Genomic DNA, 16,030 nt, shown 5'->3' on the forward strand with positions numbered 1-16,030 from the left:
TCTCAGCCCCCCTGCACCGCGGTGAGAACCTCGACGCGGTCGTGTTCGGCCAGCGTCGTGGAGTCCCACGCCCCCTTGGCCACGACCTCCTCGTTGACCGCGACCGCGACCCCGGCGGTGGCCTTGGTCAGCGCGTTCACGGCCTGTGAGACGGTCGCCCCTTCCGGGAGTTCGTGCGGCGTGCCGTTGATGGTCACTTTCATGTGCGGGAGTCCTTGAAGCGCGAAGGGGAGCAGGGGTGGTCGTCTGTCGTGTCGCCCGCCAGGAGACGGACGACCAGGTCGGCGGTGAGCGGGGCGAGCAGCACCCCGCCCCGGTGGTGCCCGGTGGCCAGGATCAGCCCGGGCAGCGCGGAGCGGCCGATCACCGGGAGGTTGTCGGGGGTGCCCGGCCGCAGCCCGGCCACCACGTCGGCCACCTCCAGCTCGGTGATGCCGGGCATCAGCTCCCTGGCGTCGCGCAGCAGCTCCCACAGGCCGCCCGCGGTGACGCGGGTGTCGAAGCCCAGTTCCTCCTGGGTGGCGCCGAGCACCAGCTCGCCGTCTCCCCGGGGCACGAGGTAGACGGCCGAGCCGCGTACCGTGCCGCGCACGCATCGGCTGAGCACGGGGACGGGGGAGCGCAGGCGCATGATCTGGCCCTTGACCGGGCGTACCGGCGGCAGGACCTCCGGGGGGACTCCTGCCAGCGTGCCGCTCCAGGCGCCGGTGGCGAGGACCACCTGGCGGGCGGGGATGGTGGCGGGGGACTCGTCGCCGGCCAGCCGTACGCCGCGCACGCCGTCGTCGCCGGTGTCCAGCCCGGCCACGCTGCGGCGGACCACGGGCACGCCGAGGCCGGACAGGGCGGCCAGCAGGGCCCTGACCACCCTGCGCGGGTCGATCCAGGCGTCGCCGGAGGCCAGCACGCCGCCGCGGACGGACGGGGCCAGCATGGGCTCCAGGCGGCGGCACTCGCGGCCGGTGAGCCGCTCCACGGGCAGGTCGAGCTTGGCCATGAACGTGCTCAGCTCGTGCAGCGCGGCCAGGTCGTCGGCGTCGAAGGCGACGTCGAGCGTGCCCTCGGCGCGCAGGTCGAGGTCGTGCCCGGTGGCCTCGGCGAGCCGCGCGGCGAACGCGGGCCATCGGGCCAGCGAGTCGACGCCCAGCCGCAGCAGCGGCTCCTCGGTGTAGGCGACCTCGCTCACCGGGGCGAGCATCCCGGCCGCCGCGTGGGACGCGCCGCCGCCGGGGGAGGGGTCCACCACGGTCACGGAGACGCCGTCGAGCGCCGCCTGCCAGGCGATGCTCAGTCCCACGACACCGCCTCCCACCACGACGATTCCGTGCCCACGCTCGGATCCGGTGGGGTTTTCGATCTTTGGCCTCATAAGGCCGTTCGCTCCCTTCGCCGGCATGACCCGGATCAGGTTCTGTTACGGTCGAGGGCCGTGACAGCCCTCCTCTCAGTCCGGTTCGTCCGGACTCCCGCGCGTTTATCCCTTCTAGCCTAAGCGTTCGCCAGGGCCGCCCGGTACGGGGTGTCTGCTGCGGGGTGTGTAGCTGTATTAGCGTTTTCGTTATCGAATCGCCATTGGCGCGATACCGATACACCGACTTAGGGTCGTGGGTTGTGAATCATGTCGTGGTGGTGGGAGCCGGGCTCGCCGGTGTGCGCAGTGTCGAGGCCCTTCGGGCCCACGGGTACGACGGCAGAATCACTCTCGTAGGAGAGGAACGGCACCGGCCCTACGATCGGCCACCGCTGTCGAAGGCGGTGCTCAACGGCGAGATCGACTCCACCTACGTCGAACTCGACCTCGACGCCCTGGAGGTCGACTGGCGCCAGGCCGTGGCCGCCAAGGGCCTGCGCCCCGGCGTCGTCGAGACCACCGAGGGCGAGCTGCCCTTCGACGGCCTGGTGATCGCAACCGGGGCCGTGCCCGCCCGCCTGCGCGGCGAGGGCCACCAGCACGTCCTGCGGACCATCGACGACGCTCTCGAACTGCGTTCGCTGCTCGTGCCCGGCGCGCGGGTGGCCGTCGTCGGCGCGGGCTGGATCGGCGCCGAGGTCACCACCGCGGCGGCCCGGGCCGGATGCGACGTGACCGTCGTCGAGGCCGGGGCCGCCCCGCTGGGCGTCGCCCTCGGCGACGAGGCCGGAGCCTGCACGATCCCCTGGTACGCCAAGGCCGGGGTCGACCTGCGCCTGTCCACCTTGGTCGCCTCCGTCGACCACGACGGCCTGACCCTCGCCGACGGCTCCCGCGTCCTCGCCGACGTCGTGGTCACCGGCATCGGCGTGCGCCCCGCCGTCGCCTGGCTCGCCGGATCCGGCATCGAGCTCGACGACGGCGTCGTCACCGACGAGCACCTCCGCACCTCGCTGCCCGGCATCGTGGCCGTGGGCGACTGCGCGGCCTGGTGGTCGCGGCGCTTCGCGCGCCGGCTGCGCGTGGAGCACTGGGACACCGCGCTGCAGGCCCCCGACGTCGCCGCCGCCGCGCTGTTCGGCGAGGAGGCCGTCTACGACCCGGTGCCCTACTTCTGGTCCGAGCAGTTCGGGCACATGGTCCAGTACGCCGGGAACCACGGCGACCCTCGGGCGTCGCGCGCCGTGCTGCGCGGCGACCCCCGCGACGACCCAAAATGGTCCATCTGCTGGCTGACCGGAGACGACCGGCTGACCGCCATCCTCACCGTGGATCGTCCGCGAGACCTCGTCCAGGGCCGCCGCATCGTCGAGAGCGGGCAACGGCTCGACCCGCGGCGCGTGGCCGATCCCGAGGTCATGCTGCGTGACTCCGTGATGGCCTGAAGGGGGCGGGCGGGTGTTTGCCGCGTGTCCAGTCGTGGTAGTGGTGGATTCGTGACGCTTTCTGTTGCACAGATCGACCAGCAGACCGACGAGCTGGTGGGCGAGTGGCTCTCGCTCTCGGAGGTGGCGCGCAGGCTGGGGCTCACGGCCGGCCGCGCCAAGCAACTGCTGAAGGACCGTAAGATCATCGGAGTACGGCGGAACGGCGGAGAACCTCAGGTCCCGGCCGCCTTTCTCGCCACCGACGACGTGCTCAAGGGGCTCCCTGGCACGTTGACCGTCCTCGGCGACGCCGGATACGACGACGTCGAGGCACTGCGCTGGCTGTTCACCCCCGACGACTCCCTTCCGGGAGCGCCGGTCGAGGCCATCGCGGCGGGCCGCCACACCGAAGTCAAGCGCCGGGCACAGGCCCTTGCCTTCTGACCGCCCGGCTCCGCCCGAAGAACATCCGTCGCTCTCCGCGCGCCTCGCCTCGTCCCGTCTCTACCTCTGCACGGACGGCCGCCGCGACCGCGGCGACCTGCCGGACTTCCTCGACGCCGTGCTCGGCGCCGGGGTGGACATCGTGCAGTTGCGCGAGAAGGGCCTGGAGGCGCGCGAGGAGCTGTCCCTCCTGGAGGTGTTCCGCGACGCCTGCGACCGGCACGGCGCGCTGCTGGCCGTCAACGACCGCGCCGACGTCGCCTACGCCGCCCGGCCCGACATCCTGCACCTGGGGCAGGACGACCTGCCGGTTCCGGTCGCCCGCGACATCCTCGGCCCCGGCATCCTCATCGGCCGCTCCACCCACGCGCCCGAGGAGGCATCCGCCGCCTCGGCCGAAGAGGGCGTGGACTACTACTGCTGTGGCCCGGTCTGGCCGACACCGACCAAACCGGGCCGCTCGGCTCCGGGCCCCGGCCTGCTGAAACACGCGTCCGACCTGCCCACGGACCGCCCCTGGTTCGCCATCGGCGGCATCGACCTGGCGCGCCTCGACGAGATCATCTCGTACGGCGCGCACCGGGTCGTCGTGGTCAGGGCCATCACCGACGCCGACGACCCCGCCGCCGCGGCGGCGGAGTTCGCCCGGCGCCTGGCCGCCGCGGAGGCGGTTTAGCGCAGCTCTCCGATCACCGGCGCGAACACCTCCAGCATCGGCTCCAGCACCGTGATGTAGCCGATGCCGTAGGTGTCGCGCAGGTGGCGGATCCGGTCGGCGATCTCGCGGTGGGTGCCGACCAGCAGGGTGGGGAGTTCGAGGATCTCCTCCAGGGTCATGCCCGGGGCGTAGGGGGCGAGGCCGCGCGCGGCCTCCTCCCGATCGTCCGTGACCACGACCCGCTGCACCAGCACGTTCTTCTCGACCGTCCGCCCGGCGGCGTGACGGTCGAAGAAGGCGACCCGCTCGGCGAACTCGGCCGCGCCGACCAGCGACAGCTCGCCGTCCGGGCCGGACCTGGCCCCGGTGAAGCCGACGATGTCGGCGTGCGCGGCGGCCAGCCGCAACACCCGGTCACCCGCCCCGCCGATCAGCAACGGCGGCCCGGAGGCCGCGAACGGCCGAGGCCGTACCTCGGGATCCGCGAACAGCCGCGCCAGCTCCCCGACCATCGCCTCCAGCCGATCCACCTTCCGCCCGGGCGTCTCCCACGGCAGCCCCGCCGCCTCGAACTCGGCCTTGACGTAGCCGGTCCCCAGCCCCAGATCCAGCCGCCCCCCGAGCAGCGTGTCGGTCGTCGCCACCTCCCTGGCCAGCAACACGGGATTCCAGAACCCGGCATTGAGCACGAACGTCCCAAGCCTCGGCCGCTCCGTCACCTCCCCGGCCAGCACGAGCGACGGAAACGGCGCCGGCATCCCCAGGTGATCGGCCACATTGATCACGTCATACCCGAGCCCCTCCGCCCGCCGGCACTTCCCGAACCACTCCTCCCGGGTACCGGGATCCAGAAAGTTCACCCCAAACCTGAATGACGTCATACCGCCACCCTAAAGTCCCACCCCCCACCCAAACCGAACTCCCAAAGCCACACGGAGCGGCTCCCGCAACGGCCAGGCGGGTCGGATCGGGCGGGTCGGGTGCGGCGAGTCAGGTGCGGCGGGTGGTGGCGGCGATGGCCAGGTCGGCCAGGGCGGCGCGGGACTCGTCGGTGATGGGGGCGCGGTCGAGGGCCGCGAGTGCGTCGTCGAGGTAGCGCCTGATCATCTCCTCGCAGGCCGCCAGCGCGCCGCTCTCCTCGATGATCGCGCGCAGCGTGGCCACGCCGTCGGCGTCGAGCTCCGGGTCGCCCAGCAGGCGGTGGACGATGGCCGCCTGCTCGGCGGGCGCCCCCGCCAGCGTGCGGGCGATCAGCATGGTGCGCTTGCCCTCCCGCAGGTCGTCGCCCGCGGGCTTGCCCGTCTGGGAGGGATCGCCGAAGACGCCGAGCACGTCGTCCCGGAGCTGGAAGGCGATGCCCACGCCCCGGCCGTACTCCTCGCACAGCCGGTCCGTCCACGCCGGGCCGCCGCGCGCCGCCAGCGTCATGCCCAGCCGCAGCGGGCGCTCCACCGAGTACCTGCCGCTCTTGTAGAGCGCGACGCGCAGCGCGCTGTCGAAGGTGCTCTCGCCGTGGGCCTGTTCGAGCAGGTCGAGGTACTGCCCGCACATCAGTTCGGTGCGCATGTGGTCGTGCACCGGCTGGGCAGCCGCCAGGGCGTCGGCGGGAAGGCCGCAGGTGCGCCACATCTCGCCCGACCACAGCAGCAGCAGGTTGCCCAGCAGCACCGCCGCCCCCTCGCCGAACTGCTCCGCCGACCCCGCCCATCCGGCCTGCGCGTGCAGCGTCTCGAAGCGCCGGTGCGCGGCGGGCTTGCCGCGCCGCAGGTCGCTGTTGTCCATCAGGTCGTCGTGCACGAGGGCGCTGGCCTGCAGCAGTTCGAGCGAGGCCGCCGCCGTGAACACGGCCGGGTCGTCGTCGCCGCCCGCCGCCTTCCACCCCCAGTAGCAGAACGCGGGACGCAGCCGCTTGCCCCCGCCCAGGAAATCCTCCGCCGCGGCGAGCAGCGGCGCGAGGTCGGGCCCGCCGACCACCACCTGCTGGCGGTCGAGGAAGGATTTGAGCGAACGGTCCACCTCTGTGCGCAACTGCTGCATCGCGGTGGCGGGAGCGGTCATGCTCCGAGATTATCGGCACTGGTACGCACTAGATGATCCCGACCACCCGTTTCACCCGGTTCGATCCCATGATCACGGCAGTGGACGGAGACCGCTCCAGACGCGGGCGCGTTCCGGGAGGCCGCCGTCGCTTAGCGTTTCGGCACGGCTGCCCGTACCCTGGTGGGCATGTCCTTGGGTCGTTCGTCAGTCCGCCCGGAGCGGGTGCCCACCGTACGCGAGCTGCTCGCGTCCGGTGAGCGATCGTTCTCCTTCGAGTTCTTCCCGCCCAAGACGGAGGAGGGCGAGCGGCAGCTCTGGCGTGCGATCAGGGAGCTTGAGGCGCTGCGCCCCACCTTCGTCTCGGTGACCTACGGCGCGGGCGGCGGCAGCCGCGACCGTACCGTCGACATCGTCGAACGGGTCGCGCACGAGACCACGCTGACCCCGGTCGCGCACTTCACCGCGGTCAACCACTCGCTGCGTGAGTTGCGTCACCTGGTCGGCCGGTTCGCGGGCGCGGGCGTGCGCAACATCCTGGCCGTGCGCGGCGACCCGCCGGGCGACCCCATGGGCGAGTGGGTCAAGCACCCCGAGGGCGTGCTGTACGCCGAGGAACTGGTCCGCCTGATCCGGCAGTCCGGCGACTTCTGCGTGGGCGTGGCGGCGTTCCCCTACAAGCACCCGAGGTCGGCCACGATCGAGACCGACACCGAGTACTTCGTGCGCAAGTGCGAGGCCGGGGCCGACTACGCGATCACCCAGATGTTCTTCCGCGCCGAGGACTACCTGCGGCTGCGCGACCGGGTGGCGGCCAGGGGCTGTGACACGCCGATCATCCCGGGCATCATGCCGGTGACCCAGATGAGCACGATCGCCCGTTCTGAGCAGCTCTCCGGCGCCCCGTTCCCCGAGGAGGTCGCGGCGCGCTTCGAGGCGGTCAAGGACGACCCGGCGCGGGTCCGTCGTCTCGGCATCGAGCACGCGGCCGAGCTGTGCCGCAAACTGCTCGACGAGGGCGCGCCGGGCATCCACTTCATAACCTTCAACCGCTCCAACGCCACCCGCGAGCTCTTCCAGCGCATCCAGCCCATCCCGGCCGCCACCCCGCTGAGCGCCTGAGCATCACCCCCTCTTGGGGGTGGTGATCCGGCCGCTTTCGTCGGCGTACGTGCGGCCTGTTGACGTATGGGCCTGGTGCCAAGTGCGGGGAGTGAACCGGTCGCCCGGCTGGCGTCGGCAACCGCGCCCGCCGTCTGTGCCGCGGTCGGTAGGCGGTTTGAGAGCTGGCCGGCCCCGGTGGGCCGCATGTAGGCGGGGGTACGGCCTGCCGTCCCCTTGCGCGTGACGGGGATCGCCCTCTCGCCGTACCCGGACCGTACGGCGGGCGGGAGGGGGCCTATCTGCGCGTGGGCCGATCGCCGTACCCGGGGGCTGGGCCTAGGAGGGGGAGGGGGGCGCCCATGATGGCGTAGCGTTCGTAGCCGCCGGGGAAGACGTACTGCGTCAGCAGGTCTACGAAGCCCAGGCTGTGGTACAGGTGGCGGGCCGCCGTGGGCTGGTCGTGGGTGGACAGGACGGCGGTGCGTTCCGGGCGGCCCGCGCAGAGGGCGTGCATCATCGCCCGGCCGGTGCCCTTGCCCTGGTAGTCGGGGTGGACGTGCACCTCGGCGATCTCCAGGGTGTGTCCGAGCCAGCCGAGGGCGGCCTCAGGCCCGCCGGCCTCGGTGAGCGAGCGGTAGATGACGTCGTGCCACCACTGGTTGGACGCTCCGTGGAAGCCGTAGGCGAACCCCACCGCCGTGCCGTCGGGCTGTTCGGCGAAGACACAGGTGAAGTCGGGGTAGGTCGCGTGGTTGCGCATGATGCCCTTGCGGCCGGTGAGCTGGTCGGCGGGCGGGCGCATGGCGGCCATGTAGATGCCGATCGAGGTGTCGAGCCTCGCGCCGAATTCGCCTGGTCCGACCTGCCGCAGTCCGATCATTTCCCGCACCCTAGCAGCCGCCCGCCCGGCCTCACTCGACCTCGGCCGGCATCCCGCCGGTGATACGGATGAGCTCCTCGAAGGCGGTGGGGAACACCGTGTGCGGGTGACCGCCCGCCGCCCAGACCACGTCGTGCTTGCCGAGCCAGGTGTCGACGAACGTGCGGATCGGCGCGGGGTGCCCGACGGGGGCGACGCCGCCGATGGGCTGGCCGGTGGCCGCCCGGACGAACTCCGGGGTCGCGCGCTTGACGGTGGTGGCCTCCGCCGTGCGGGCGATGAGCCCGGTGTCGACGCGGTGCGCGCCGCTGGTCAGGACGAGCAGCGGTTCGCCGTCGGCGTCGAAGATCAGGCTGTTGGCGATGGCACCGACCTCGCACCCGAGCTGGGCCGCGGCGGCCGCGGCGGTCGGGGCGGACTCGGGGAGCACCACGATCTCGCCGGCCGCGCCCAGCTCGCGCAGGACAAGGCCGACTTTCACCGCGTTGGGCGGCAACTTTTCTGGCATCCCGCCACTCTAATAAAGGTGACCGGACATAGCGATTGATTACAGATCGATGACCATTGTGGACCGTATGTGACCATTCGGCTAGAGTCGCTGGGTTTAGTGGTTATGAAGATGAGGGGATGATTTGACGTGGGGGCAGCGAGGCATCTGGGGCCGGCCGCGTTCGCGACCGCGGCGGCCGTGCTTCTCTCCGGATGCGGCACGACCGTGGGGGCCGCCCCGGACAAGGCGAACGTCGCCGGCGCACGTGTGACGAACCTTCCCGCCGTGGAGGCCGCCGTCGCCGGCGTGTCCGCCGGGATCGTGCGGGGCAAGGAGACGACGGCGTTCGTCGCGCCGGACAAGAAACTGAAGGTCGGCGCCAAGGGGACCGCGGTCAAGCGGCTCCAGACGCGCCTCAAGGCGCTCGGCTACCACCCGGGCAAGGTGGACGGCCGGTACGGCGGCGGCACCCTGGTCGCCCTCTGGGCCTTCCAGAAGGTCAACGGCATCAAGCCCACCAGCACCGTCGCGTCCAGGACCTGGAACGCCCTGGAGGCCCCGAAGCCCCCCAGGGTGCTCGTCCCCAAGGGCAAGCCCACCCGGGTCGAGGTCAACCTGACCCAGCAGGTCATGGTCCTGTACGTGCGGGGTGAGGCGAAGCTGATCAGCCACACCTCCTCCGGCAGCGGGATCCCGTACTGCGAGACCACCGAGTGGCAGGGCAAGAAGCAGCGCTTCTGCGGCGACGCGCGCACTCCCACCGGCGACTTCAAGACCACCTGGCGCCGGGACGGCTGGCACAAGTCGTACCTGGGCCAGCTCTACAACCCGATCTTCTTCAACGGCGGCATCGCGCTGCACGGGGCGCTCTCGGTCCCGCTGGTGCCGGCGTCCCATGGGTGCGTCCGCCTGCCGATGCACATCGCGCAGATCCTGCCCGGCATGCTCGGCCAGGGGGTTCCGGTACACGTGCGAGGCAAGTTCCGGCGCTGATTCCGCGCTTCGCGACGTACCGCGCCGCGGGCGCCGTCCACAGGAACGGTCCACCCCTCCCCGGGCCGTCCGTGGACCGGCGCCCGCCCTTCAGGCCGTGAGGAGTCAGAGGTCGAGACTCCTTACGGCCTTCGTCACGCCGGCCGAACCCCTCGCTTGATCGAAACTGTGTTCGCCTGACACTTGACACGAACTCTGATCGAATTTATGTTCGATGGCGAGAACGGGACTCGCGGCCCGTTCCATGGGCGGTGGGTGGCGTCCTCGTCGTCGGCGGAGACGAGTGGGCGCCGTCCGGCCGGGCGGGGAGTGGGGAAGCTCCTCGTCCGGCCGCCCGCAGATTGTCGGTGGTGTCTGCGAATGTGGTTCCACCGGCCGGATGCCGGAGCCGCCACGAGCGAGGGAGGCTGCAGCATGACCCCACGGCTCAGCGATGACAGCGGGCCCCGATTGTCCCCCACCGTCAGGGCGCACCTGGCCGACGCGCGCGACTGCCTGGCGCAGGCCGCCACCGCGGGCACGCCCGCGACACGTTACGTCTCCGCGCACCTCGCGGCCCTGCGCGCGGCCGCGGCGGTCCTGGCCGCCCGCCCCCGTCCGATGGACGGCAGGCGGCGCAGGCTGCGCAGCGCCTGGGAACTGCTCCCCGAGGCCGAGCCGCGCCTGGCCGAGTGGGCCGCGTACTTCGCGGTGAGCGCGGGCAAGCGCGCGGCGGCGGAGGCGGGCATGGTCCGCGTGGTGAGCGCGCGCGACGCCGACGAACTGGCGGCGGAGGCCGAGACCTTCGTCGTCACCGTAGAGGCCCTTCTCGGGATTCCCGGGCAGCCCGCGCTGCCCGTGTCCGTCCCCCTGGCGGGCTGACCCGCCTGAGAGCCGCGCAGGCGGCCCCCGCCGGCGTCAGTCGGCGTCGCCCGGGGCGGTGTCGCGGGGTACGGCGCTCTTGCGGAGCAGGAGCATCGCGGCGTCGTCGCTGAGGGGGCGTCCCACGTGCTTGAGCAGGTCGGCGCGCAGGCCGTCGAGAGAGGTCTGCGGGTCGGCTCCGGTCAGCAGATGCACGCGGTCGGTCAGCGGGTAGAACGCGCCGCCGTGGTCGCGGGCCTCGATGATGCCGTCGGTGTAAAGCAGGATCTGGTCGTCCTCGCCGAACTGCTCGACGTGCACCATCGGCGTTTCCGGCTTGAGCCAGGCCAGGCCGAGGGGCGGGGTCTCCTCCGGGGGCTCGGCGAACTCCGCGCCGCCGTCCGCACGGATGATCAGCGGGGCCGGGTGCCCGCAGTTGAGGATCGCGATCTCGTCCTCGTCGCCGACCTCGGCCAGCACCGCCGTGACGAACTGCTCGCCGGTGAGCCGCCGGGACAGCGCGTTCTCCAGGCGGGTGGCCACGCCGAGCAGGTCGCGCTCGTCGTAGGCCGCCTCGCGGAACGCTCCCAGCACGATGGCCGCCGTCTCGACGGCCTCCAGGCCCTTGCCCTGGACGTCTCCGACGATGACGCGCACGCCGCGCGGGTGGGTGACCACCTCGTACAGGTCGCCGCCGATGCGCGCCTCGGCGACCGCGGAAGTGTACGAGACCGCGACGCCGAGGCCGGGGCCGACCCGCCGGGGCACCGGCCGCAGCAGCACGCGCTGGGCGGCCTCGGCGACCGACTGGACGTCGGCCAGACGGCGTTCGTGGCGGGTGCGGGCCGCGCTGGCCACCAGGCTGGCCATGGTGACCCCCACGATGGCGACCAGGGCCACCTGGAGGCGTCCCTGGCCGATTTCGTTGGAGGTGGACAGCAGCAGGCACAGGGCCACGGCCACGCAGCCCACCATGCCGGTGCGCCGGATGTCGCAGGCGACGCTGGCGAACGCGGGCCCGAGCGCGAGCAGCGGCAGCAGGCCGACGTCGGGCCCGATCTGCCAGTCGGCCAGTGAGACGACCGCCATGACGGCATAGGGAAGCAGCAACAGCAGCGTACGCGTGGTGGACGGCCTGGCACGATGCGCCGCGTGCCCGTAGCCGCGGCGGCGGCCTTCCCGCCCCCCGTCTGTCACCCGCGCCATACCTACCGATTCTCGTGCCCGTGCTCCGGTCCTGCTCCCCTACAGCAAGATCTTGAAACTGGTGCTCGACGTTACCAAGCGGGACCTTGGCCTGGCCGCCGAATGCGCCGACGGCTCGGCGCCGGCATGTGTGACGGGTGCGCCGAGGCGGTGGCGCACCCGATCGCGGGTCATGCGATCGCGCTCCGGGCCGGGCCAGGCCCGGTGCGGATCAGAAGGACTCGACCGCGCGGCGGGCCTCGGCGTCGAGGACGCCCCAGCTGATCAGTTCCTCGGTCAGCTCGCTCGGCGACTTGTCGTAGATCACCGCGAGGGACCGCAGGTCTTCCTGCCGGATCGAGAGCACCTTGCCGTTGTAGTCACCGCGCTGGCTCTGGATGGTGGCGGCGTAGCGGGCGAGTGCTCCGGCCTTCTCCTTGGGCAACTGGGACAGCCGCTCCAGGTCGATCACGAGCTTCGGCGTCGGGCCGAGAGGGCTCGGCGCGGCGCCGCCGGGCAGCAGCTCGGAGACGGGCACGCCGTAGAAATCGGCGAGCTCCGCGAGCTTCTGCACCGTGACCGCACGGTCGCCGCGCTCGTACGAGCCGACGACGACGGCCTTCCAACGGCCGCGAGACTTCTCTTCGACTCCGTGCAGGGACAGCCCCTGCTGGGTGCGGATCGCGCGGAGTCGTGCACCCAGCGACTTGGCATACTCAGACGGCATCCTGTGGCCCCCCGGCTCTCTATGTAGCGCTATCTCTAGATTGTCCTACCTCGCGGCTTATGCACAGACCACCGGGGTCGGTGCCAGGGGCAGGCACCAACGGTGACCGTTGCGCCGGGGTTTACCCCAGTACGCCACGAGGAGTGGTTACGCACAGTGACGGTAAAGCGGTGGACGCCGAAGGTCAAGCTGATTGGAAAAAAGATGCCGAATCCGGTCCGGTGAAGAACGCTCGATATGTTACCCAGATCCCAAATGAAACATGGGTTCGTCAGGGTTTGATATTCATGATTCTGCCGCTCGGCTCGGCCTCGGGGGTCCTGGGCAAGATCATAACAGGGCGGGGCGACCCCTGAACGATCTTCAACGAGGTGTCCCCGAGGAACACCTTGCGTAGCGGCCCCGATTGGCTGGAAGCGCAGATCAGCAGCTCACCCGGCAGCCACTCGACCAGGCCGAGCGCCGTCGGCACGGTCCTCGCCTCGGTCATCTCGACGCTCACCCCGACCCGGTACGGCCCGCGCGCGGCACGTTCCAAATCCGCGCCGCACTGTTCCCGCAGACGGTGCAGCATTTCCTCTTCGAGCGCGGCACGCCTCGCCTCGCGCACCATGGGCCGGGTGATGAGCATCGTGAGCAACCGCAGCGGCGTGCCGAGCCGGGCGGCCACGGCGGCGGCCAGGCGGAGTGCCGCGTCGCTCGCCGGGCAGCGCCGGTAGGCGACCGTCAGGCGGTCGATGTCGTCCGGCGGGTCCTCGGCGTATCCGGCGGGCGCGAGCGCGACCGGCACGGGGGAGGAGTGCAGGAGCTGGTCGCCGGTGCTGCCGACGGTGATCCGGCCCCTGGCGGCGCGCGGCGCCGAGCCGATCGCGATGACCTCCGCGCCGACGTCGCGCGCGATGGCGGCCAGCCCGCGCCCGCTGCCCCGGTTCACGCCGATCACCCGCTCCGGCTCGCCCGCGCCCGCCTCCCGGACCAGGCCGGCCGCCTCGGCGAGCGACTCCTCGGCCTGCTCGCGCAGATAGCGGGTCCATTCGGCGTCCACCCTGCCGCTGGAGGGCGTCGTCCAGCCGGGCGGGTTGACGGTGGCCAGGCTGAGCCGGGCGGACGTGGAACGTGCCAAGAGAGCGCCGAGCGCGACGGCGTCCCTGCCGCCCCGGCCGGGCGTGTAGCCGGTGAGGACATGGCCGAATCTCATCGTGGGTCTCCTCCACCGGACGAGCCGGTCGCGCTGGACGTGGCGAGGCGGGAGCGGCGGAAGCCGTAGCCGAAGTACGCGGCCAGGCCGAGCGCCGACCACAGCAGGAAGGTGATCCAGGTGGCACGGTCCAAACGGGTCATGAGGAAGACGCAGAAGAGCACCCCGAGGATCGGCGTGAGGGGGAACAGCGGCGTGCGGAAGGACCGGCGCAGATCCGGCTTGGTACGGCGGAGCACCAGCACCCCGACGTTGACCACCGAGAAGGCGAACAGCGTGCCGATGCTGGTGGCGTCGGCCAGCCGTCCGAGGGGGATCAGCCCGGCGAGCACCGCCACGAACAGGCATACGATGAGCGTGTTGGCGGCGGGCACCCGGCGGCGCGGGCTCACCCGCTGGAAGATCCCCGGGATCAGGCCGTCCCTGGACATCGCGAACAGGATGCGCGTCTGGCCGTACAGGACGGTGAGCACGACGCTGGTGATGGCGATGACCGCCCCGGCCGACAGCACCACCGACGGCCATGCCGCCCCGGTGGTGTGCTCCAGGACCTTGGCCAGCGACGCCTCGGTGCCGGAGATCTGCTGCCACGGCATCGCGCCGACCGCCGACAGCGCGACGAGCACGTAGATGACGGTGACGATGAACAGCGAGAGCAGGATCGCCAGGGGAAGGTCACGCCGGGGGTTCTTGGACTCCTCGCCCGCCGTCGAGGCCGCGTCGAAGCCGATGTAGGAGAAGAACACCTTGGCCCCGGCGGCGCTGATCCCGGCCAGGCCCAGCGGGGCGAACGGTGTCATGTTGCCGGAATCGAAGGCGGTGAAGGCGACCACGCTGAAGAAGATCAGCACGCCGACCTTCACGAACACCATGATCACGTTGGCGGTGGCGCTCTCCGACGCGCCGCGCAGCAGCAGCACGGCGACCAGCGCGACCACCGCGATGGCGGGCAGGTTGATCACTCCGCCGCCGCCGGGCGGCCCGGCCAGCGCTTCGGGGATCGCCACCCCGAAGAGCTGGCGCAGCAGCTCGTTGAGGTACTGGCCCCAGCCGACCGCGACGGCCGACACCGACACCGCGTACTCCAGGACCAGGCACCACCCGCACACCCACGCCACCAGCTCGCCCAGCGTGGCGTAGGCGTAGCTGTATGAGGACCCGGAGACCGGGATGGTCCCCGCCAGCTCGGCGTAGGACAGCGCCGAGAACAGCGCGGTCACCGCGGCGAGCACGAACGACAGCACGACGGCGGGCCCGGCCAGCGGGGTCGCCTCGCCCAGGATGACGAAGATGCCGGTCCCCAGCGTGGCCCCGACGCTGAACATGGTGAGCTGGGTGAGGGTCATGGTGCGCCGCAGCTCGCCGCCCGCCCCGTGGCCGCCCTCGGTGACGATCTCCTCGACGGGCTTGGTGCGGAACAGCCGCCGCCAGCCGCTCATGACGGGCGCGCTGTCTCAGATGCCGTCGCGTTCCAGTGGGCAGCTCATGCAACGCGGCCCGCCGCGCCCCCGGCCCAGTTCGCCCCCGGGCACGGTGACGACCTCGACGCCCCTTTCGCTCAGGAAGTTGTTGGTCGTCGTGTTGCGGTCGTAGGCCACCACCACGCCGGGCTCGATGGCCAGCACGTTGCAGCCGTCGTCCCACTGCTCACGCTCGGCGGCGTGGACGTCCTGCTCGGCGGTGAGGACCTCGATGTCGTCGAGGCCGAGCGCCCGCCCGATGGCCCGGTGCATGTCCTGCGGCGGGTGGTCGGTGACCTTCAGCTCCTTGTCGTTGTCGCCGGGCTCGATCGTGTACGACGGCAGCATGCCCAGGCCCGCGTACTTGGTGAACCGGCCCTCGTCGACCATGGTCATCACCGTGTCGAGGTGCATGAACGCACGCGCCTTGGGCATGCTCAGCGCCACGATCGTGGTGGCCGAGCCCGCCCTGAACAGGTTGCGGGCGACCATCTCCACCGCCTGCGGCTGGGTGCGCTCGCTCATCCCGATGAGCACCGCCCCGCGCCCGATGACCAGCACGTCGCCGCCCTCGATGGTGGCCGGGGCCATCGCCGTGCCCGGGCACCACACCTTGAAGCGGGTCTCGTATTGGGAGGCGAACATCGGGTGCCAGCGGTAGATGGCCTCCATGTTGACCGTCTCGTTCTTGCGCGCCTTCATCCGCATGGCGTTGATCGAGACGCCGTCGTAGATCCAGCAGGAGTTGTCGCGGGTGAACATCGCGTTGGGCAGCGGCTGGAGGATGAAGTCGTCCATCGCCAGGGTGTGGAAGGCCAGGCTCTTGGGGGCGCAGTCGCGATCCATGATCTCGCGCTTGGTGATGCCGCCGGTCAGGTGGGTCTGGAGGGTCGCGGAGTCGAGCGAGTCGAGGGTGTTGCGGATGGCGTCGGTGGCCAGCGGGCCGAACCACCGCTCGTCCACCACCTTGTCCAGGATGTGCTTGCGCGCCTCGGGGATCTCGACCGTCTCGCGCAGCAGGTCGGCCAGCAGGTGAACCTCGATGCCCCGCTCGCTCAGGGTGCGCTGCCACTCCTCGTGCTCCTCCAGGGCGCGCTGCACCCAAAGGACGTCGTCGAACAGCATGCTGTGCATGTTGGACGGTGTGAGCCGCTTCAGCGCGAGCTCGGGTTTGTGCACGAGCACCCGGTGCAGCCGGCCCACCTCGGAATCGACGTGAAAGCTCATCGCTCTCCC

At 71.4% G+C, this 16,030-nt stretch carries 17 protein-coding genes and 1 riboswitch; of the genes, 6 read left to right on the forward strand and 11 right to left on the reverse strand.

Annotation, left to right across the window (positions count from 1 at the left end):
• Positions 1-2: 2 nt before the first annotated feature.
• Together thiS and thiO are read right to left on the reverse strand one after the other, a co-directional pair.
• Entirely contained in the window at positions 3-203 is a 201-nt protein-coding gene (thiS, locus tag P3X83_RS29675; RefSeq protein ID WP_277308565.1) for a sulfur carrier protein ThiS, read from the reverse strand.
• Positions 200-1,369, reverse strand: a complete 1,170-nt coding sequence (gene thiO / locus P3X83_RS29680) for a glycine oxidase ThiO (RefSeq protein ID WP_277308566.1) — start codon at positions 1,367-1,369, stop codon at positions 200-202. Before thiO ends, thiS begins: the two co-directional genes overlap by 4 nt.
• Positions 1,365-1,480: riboswitch (TPP riboswitch) on the reverse strand. It overlaps the preceding gene by 5 nt.
• Before the next feature lie 131 nt (positions 1,481-1,611).
• Here thiO and P3X83_RS29685 point away from each other — a divergent pair.
• From P3X83_RS29685 to thiE, 3 genes are read left to right on the forward strand one after another with little or no spacing between them, the layout of a single operon-like run.
• Positions 1,612-2,796, forward strand: a complete 1,185-nt coding sequence (locus tag P3X83_RS29685) for an FAD-dependent oxidoreductase (RefSeq protein ID WP_277308567.1) — start codon at positions 1,612-1,614, stop codon at positions 2,794-2,796.
• Positions 2,797-2,847: 51 nt separating this feature from the next.
• Positions 2,848-3,222, forward strand: a complete 375-nt coding sequence (locus P3X83_RS29690) for an Rv2175c family DNA-binding protein (RefSeq protein WP_277308568.1) — start codon at positions 2,848-2,850, stop codon at positions 3,220-3,222.
• Positions 3,212-3,898, forward strand: coding sequence for a thiamine phosphate synthase (thiE, locus tag P3X83_RS29695; protein WP_277308569.1), 687 nt, complete (start codon positions 3,212-3,214; stop codon positions 3,896-3,898). The genes P3X83_RS29690 and thiE overlap by 11 nt, the downstream gene beginning before the upstream one ends.
• Here the strand turns inward: thiE and P3X83_RS29700 are convergent.
• Both P3X83_RS29700 and P3X83_RS29705 read right to left on the reverse strand, forming a co-directional pair.
• Entirely contained in the window at positions 3,895-4,761 is an 867-nt protein-coding gene (locus P3X83_RS29700; protein WP_277308570.1) for a TIGR03621 family F420-dependent LLM class oxidoreductase, read from the reverse strand. The genes thiE and P3X83_RS29700 overlap by 4 nt on opposite strands.
• A gap of 109 nt (positions 4,762-4,870) precedes the next feature.
• Positions 4,871-5,938, reverse strand: a complete 1,068-nt coding sequence (locus tag P3X83_RS29705; protein ID WP_277308572.1) for a polyprenyl synthetase family protein — start codon at positions 5,936-5,938, stop codon at positions 4,871-4,873.
• A gap of 168 nt (positions 5,939-6,106) precedes the next feature.
• Here P3X83_RS29705 and metF point away from each other — a divergent pair, with 168 nt between their 5' ends.
• Complete coding sequence (gene metF / locus P3X83_RS29710) at positions 6,107-7,039, forward strand: methylenetetrahydrofolate reductase [NAD(P)H] (RefSeq protein ID WP_277308573.1); 933 nt, start codon at positions 6,107-6,109, stop codon at positions 7,037-7,039.
• A 277-nt stretch (positions 7,040-7,316) separates the two neighbouring features.
• Here metF and P3X83_RS29715 read toward each other — a convergent pair whose 3' ends face one another.
• Positions 7,317-7,901 carry a GNAT family N-acetyltransferase gene (locus P3X83_RS29715; protein WP_277308574.1) on the reverse strand — a complete coding sequence of 195 codons (585 nt, stop codon included), beginning with the start codon at positions 7,899-7,901 and terminating at the stop codon, positions 7,317-7,319.
• 31 nt (positions 7,902-7,932) lie between these two features.
• Positions 7,933-8,409 carry a YbaK/EbsC family protein gene (locus P3X83_RS29720; protein ID WP_277308575.1) on the reverse strand — a complete coding sequence of 159 codons (477 nt, stop codon included), beginning with the start codon at positions 8,407-8,409 and terminating at the stop codon, positions 7,933-7,935.
• Positions 8,410-8,538: 129 nt separating this feature from the next.
• Between P3X83_RS29720 and P3X83_RS29725 the strand changes: the two genes are divergently transcribed.
• Both P3X83_RS29725 and P3X83_RS29730 read left to right on the forward strand, forming a co-directional pair.
• Complete coding sequence (locus P3X83_RS29725; RefSeq protein WP_277308576.1) at positions 8,539-9,384, forward strand: L,D-transpeptidase family protein; 846 nt, start codon at positions 8,539-8,541, stop codon at positions 9,382-9,384.
• A gap of 414 nt (positions 9,385-9,798) precedes the next feature.
• Positions 9,799-10,245 carry an SAV_6107 family HEPN domain-containing protein gene (locus P3X83_RS29730; RefSeq protein WP_277308577.1) on the forward strand — a complete coding sequence of 149 codons (447 nt, stop codon included), beginning with the start codon at positions 9,799-9,801 and terminating at the stop codon, positions 10,243-10,245.
• A gap of 36 nt (positions 10,246-10,281) precedes the next feature.
• On the opposite strand, the gene P3X83_RS29735 is transcribed toward P3X83_RS29730, so the two are convergent.
• The 5 genes from P3X83_RS29735 to P3X83_RS29755 all read right to left on the reverse strand — a co-directional run bounded on the left by P3X83_RS29735 (position 10,282) and on the right by P3X83_RS29755 (position 16,021).
• The gene (locus P3X83_RS29735; protein ID WP_277308578.1) at positions 10,282-11,430 is read right to left on the reverse strand and encodes a PP2C family protein-serine/threonine phosphatase; all 1,149 of its coding nucleotides are present in this window, start codon (positions 11,428-11,430) and stop codon (positions 10,282-10,284) included.
• 211 nt (positions 11,431-11,641) lie between these two features.
• On the reverse strand, positions 11,642-12,136 hold the full coding sequence (locus P3X83_RS29740) for a transcriptional regulator (RefSeq protein ID WP_277308579.1): 495 nt from the start codon (positions 12,134-12,136) through the stop codon (positions 11,642-11,644).
• A gap of 271 nt (positions 12,137-12,407) precedes the next feature.
• Positions 12,408-13,334, reverse strand: a complete 927-nt coding sequence (locus P3X83_RS29745; RefSeq protein WP_277308580.1) for a universal stress protein — start codon at positions 13,332-13,334, stop codon at positions 12,408-12,410.
• Positions 13,331-14,773 (reverse strand): amino acid permease, encoded by a 1,443-nt coding sequence (locus P3X83_RS29750; RefSeq protein ID WP_277308581.1) that lies wholly within the window; start codon positions 14,771-14,773, stop codon positions 13,331-13,333. Before P3X83_RS29750 ends, P3X83_RS29745 begins: the two co-directional genes overlap by 4 nt.
• Positions 14,774-14,788: 15 nt before the next feature.
• Entirely contained in the window at positions 14,789-16,021 is a 1,233-nt protein-coding gene (locus tag P3X83_RS29755; protein ID WP_277308582.1) for an arginine deiminase, read from the reverse strand.
• Between the last annotated feature and the right edge of the window lie 9 nt (positions 16,022-16,030).

The sequence above is a fragment of the Spongiactinospora sp. TRM90649 genome (assembly GCF_029382225.1).
Lineage (GTDB): Bacteria > Actinomycetota > Actinomycetes > Streptosporangiales > Streptosporangiaceae > Spongiactinospora.

Bases quoted from the DNA above. Each gene is read 5' to 3' on its own strand.
- thiS (WP_277308565.1), bottom strand. From the start codon at position 203: ATGAAAGTGACCATCAACGGCACGCCGCACGAACTCCCGGAAGGGGCG.
- thiO (WP_277308566.1), bottom strand. From the start codon at position 1,369: ATGAGGCCAAAGATCGAAAACCCCACCGGATCCGAGCGTGGGCACGGA.
- P3X83_RS29700 (WP_277308570.1), bottom strand. From the start codon at position 4,761: ATGACGTCATTCAGGTTTGGGGTGAACTTTCTGGATCCCGGTACCCGG.
- P3X83_RS29705 (WP_277308572.1), bottom strand. From the start codon at position 5,938: ATGACCGCTCCCGCCACCGCGATGCAGCAGTTGCGCACAGAGGTGGAC.
- metF (WP_277308573.1), top strand. From the start codon at position 6,107: ATGTCCTTGGGTCGTTCGTCAGTCCGCCCGGAGCGGGTGCCCACCGTA.
- P3X83_RS29715 (WP_277308574.1), bottom strand. From the start codon at position 7,901: ATGATCGGACTGCGGCAGGTCGGACCAGGCGAATTCGGCGCGAGGCTC.
- P3X83_RS29720 (WP_277308575.1), bottom strand. From the start codon at position 8,409: ATGCCAGAAAAGTTGCCGCCCAACGCGGTGAAAGTCGGCCTTGTCCTG.
- P3X83_RS29730 (WP_277308577.1), top strand. From the start codon at position 9,799: ATGACCCCACGGCTCAGCGATGACAGCGGGCCCCGATTGTCCCCCACC.
- P3X83_RS29735 (WP_277308578.1), bottom strand. From the start codon at position 11,430: ATGGCGCGGGTGACAGACGGGGGGCGGGAAGGCCGCCGCCGCGGCTAC.
- P3X83_RS29740 (WP_277308579.1), bottom strand. From the start codon at position 12,136: ATGCCGTCTGAGTATGCCAAGTCGCTGGGTGCACGACTCCGCGCGATC.
- P3X83_RS29745 (WP_277308580.1), bottom strand. From the start codon at position 13,334: ATGAGATTCGGCCATGTCCTCACCGGCTACACGCCCGGCCGGGGCGGC.
- P3X83_RS29750 (WP_277308581.1), bottom strand. From the start codon at position 14,773: ATGAGCGGCTGGCGGCGGCTGTTCCGCACCAAGCCCGTCGAGGAGATC.
- P3X83_RS29755 (WP_277308582.1), bottom strand. From the start codon at position 16,021: ATGAGCTTTCACGTCGATTCCGAGGTGGGCCGGCTGCACCGGGTGCTC.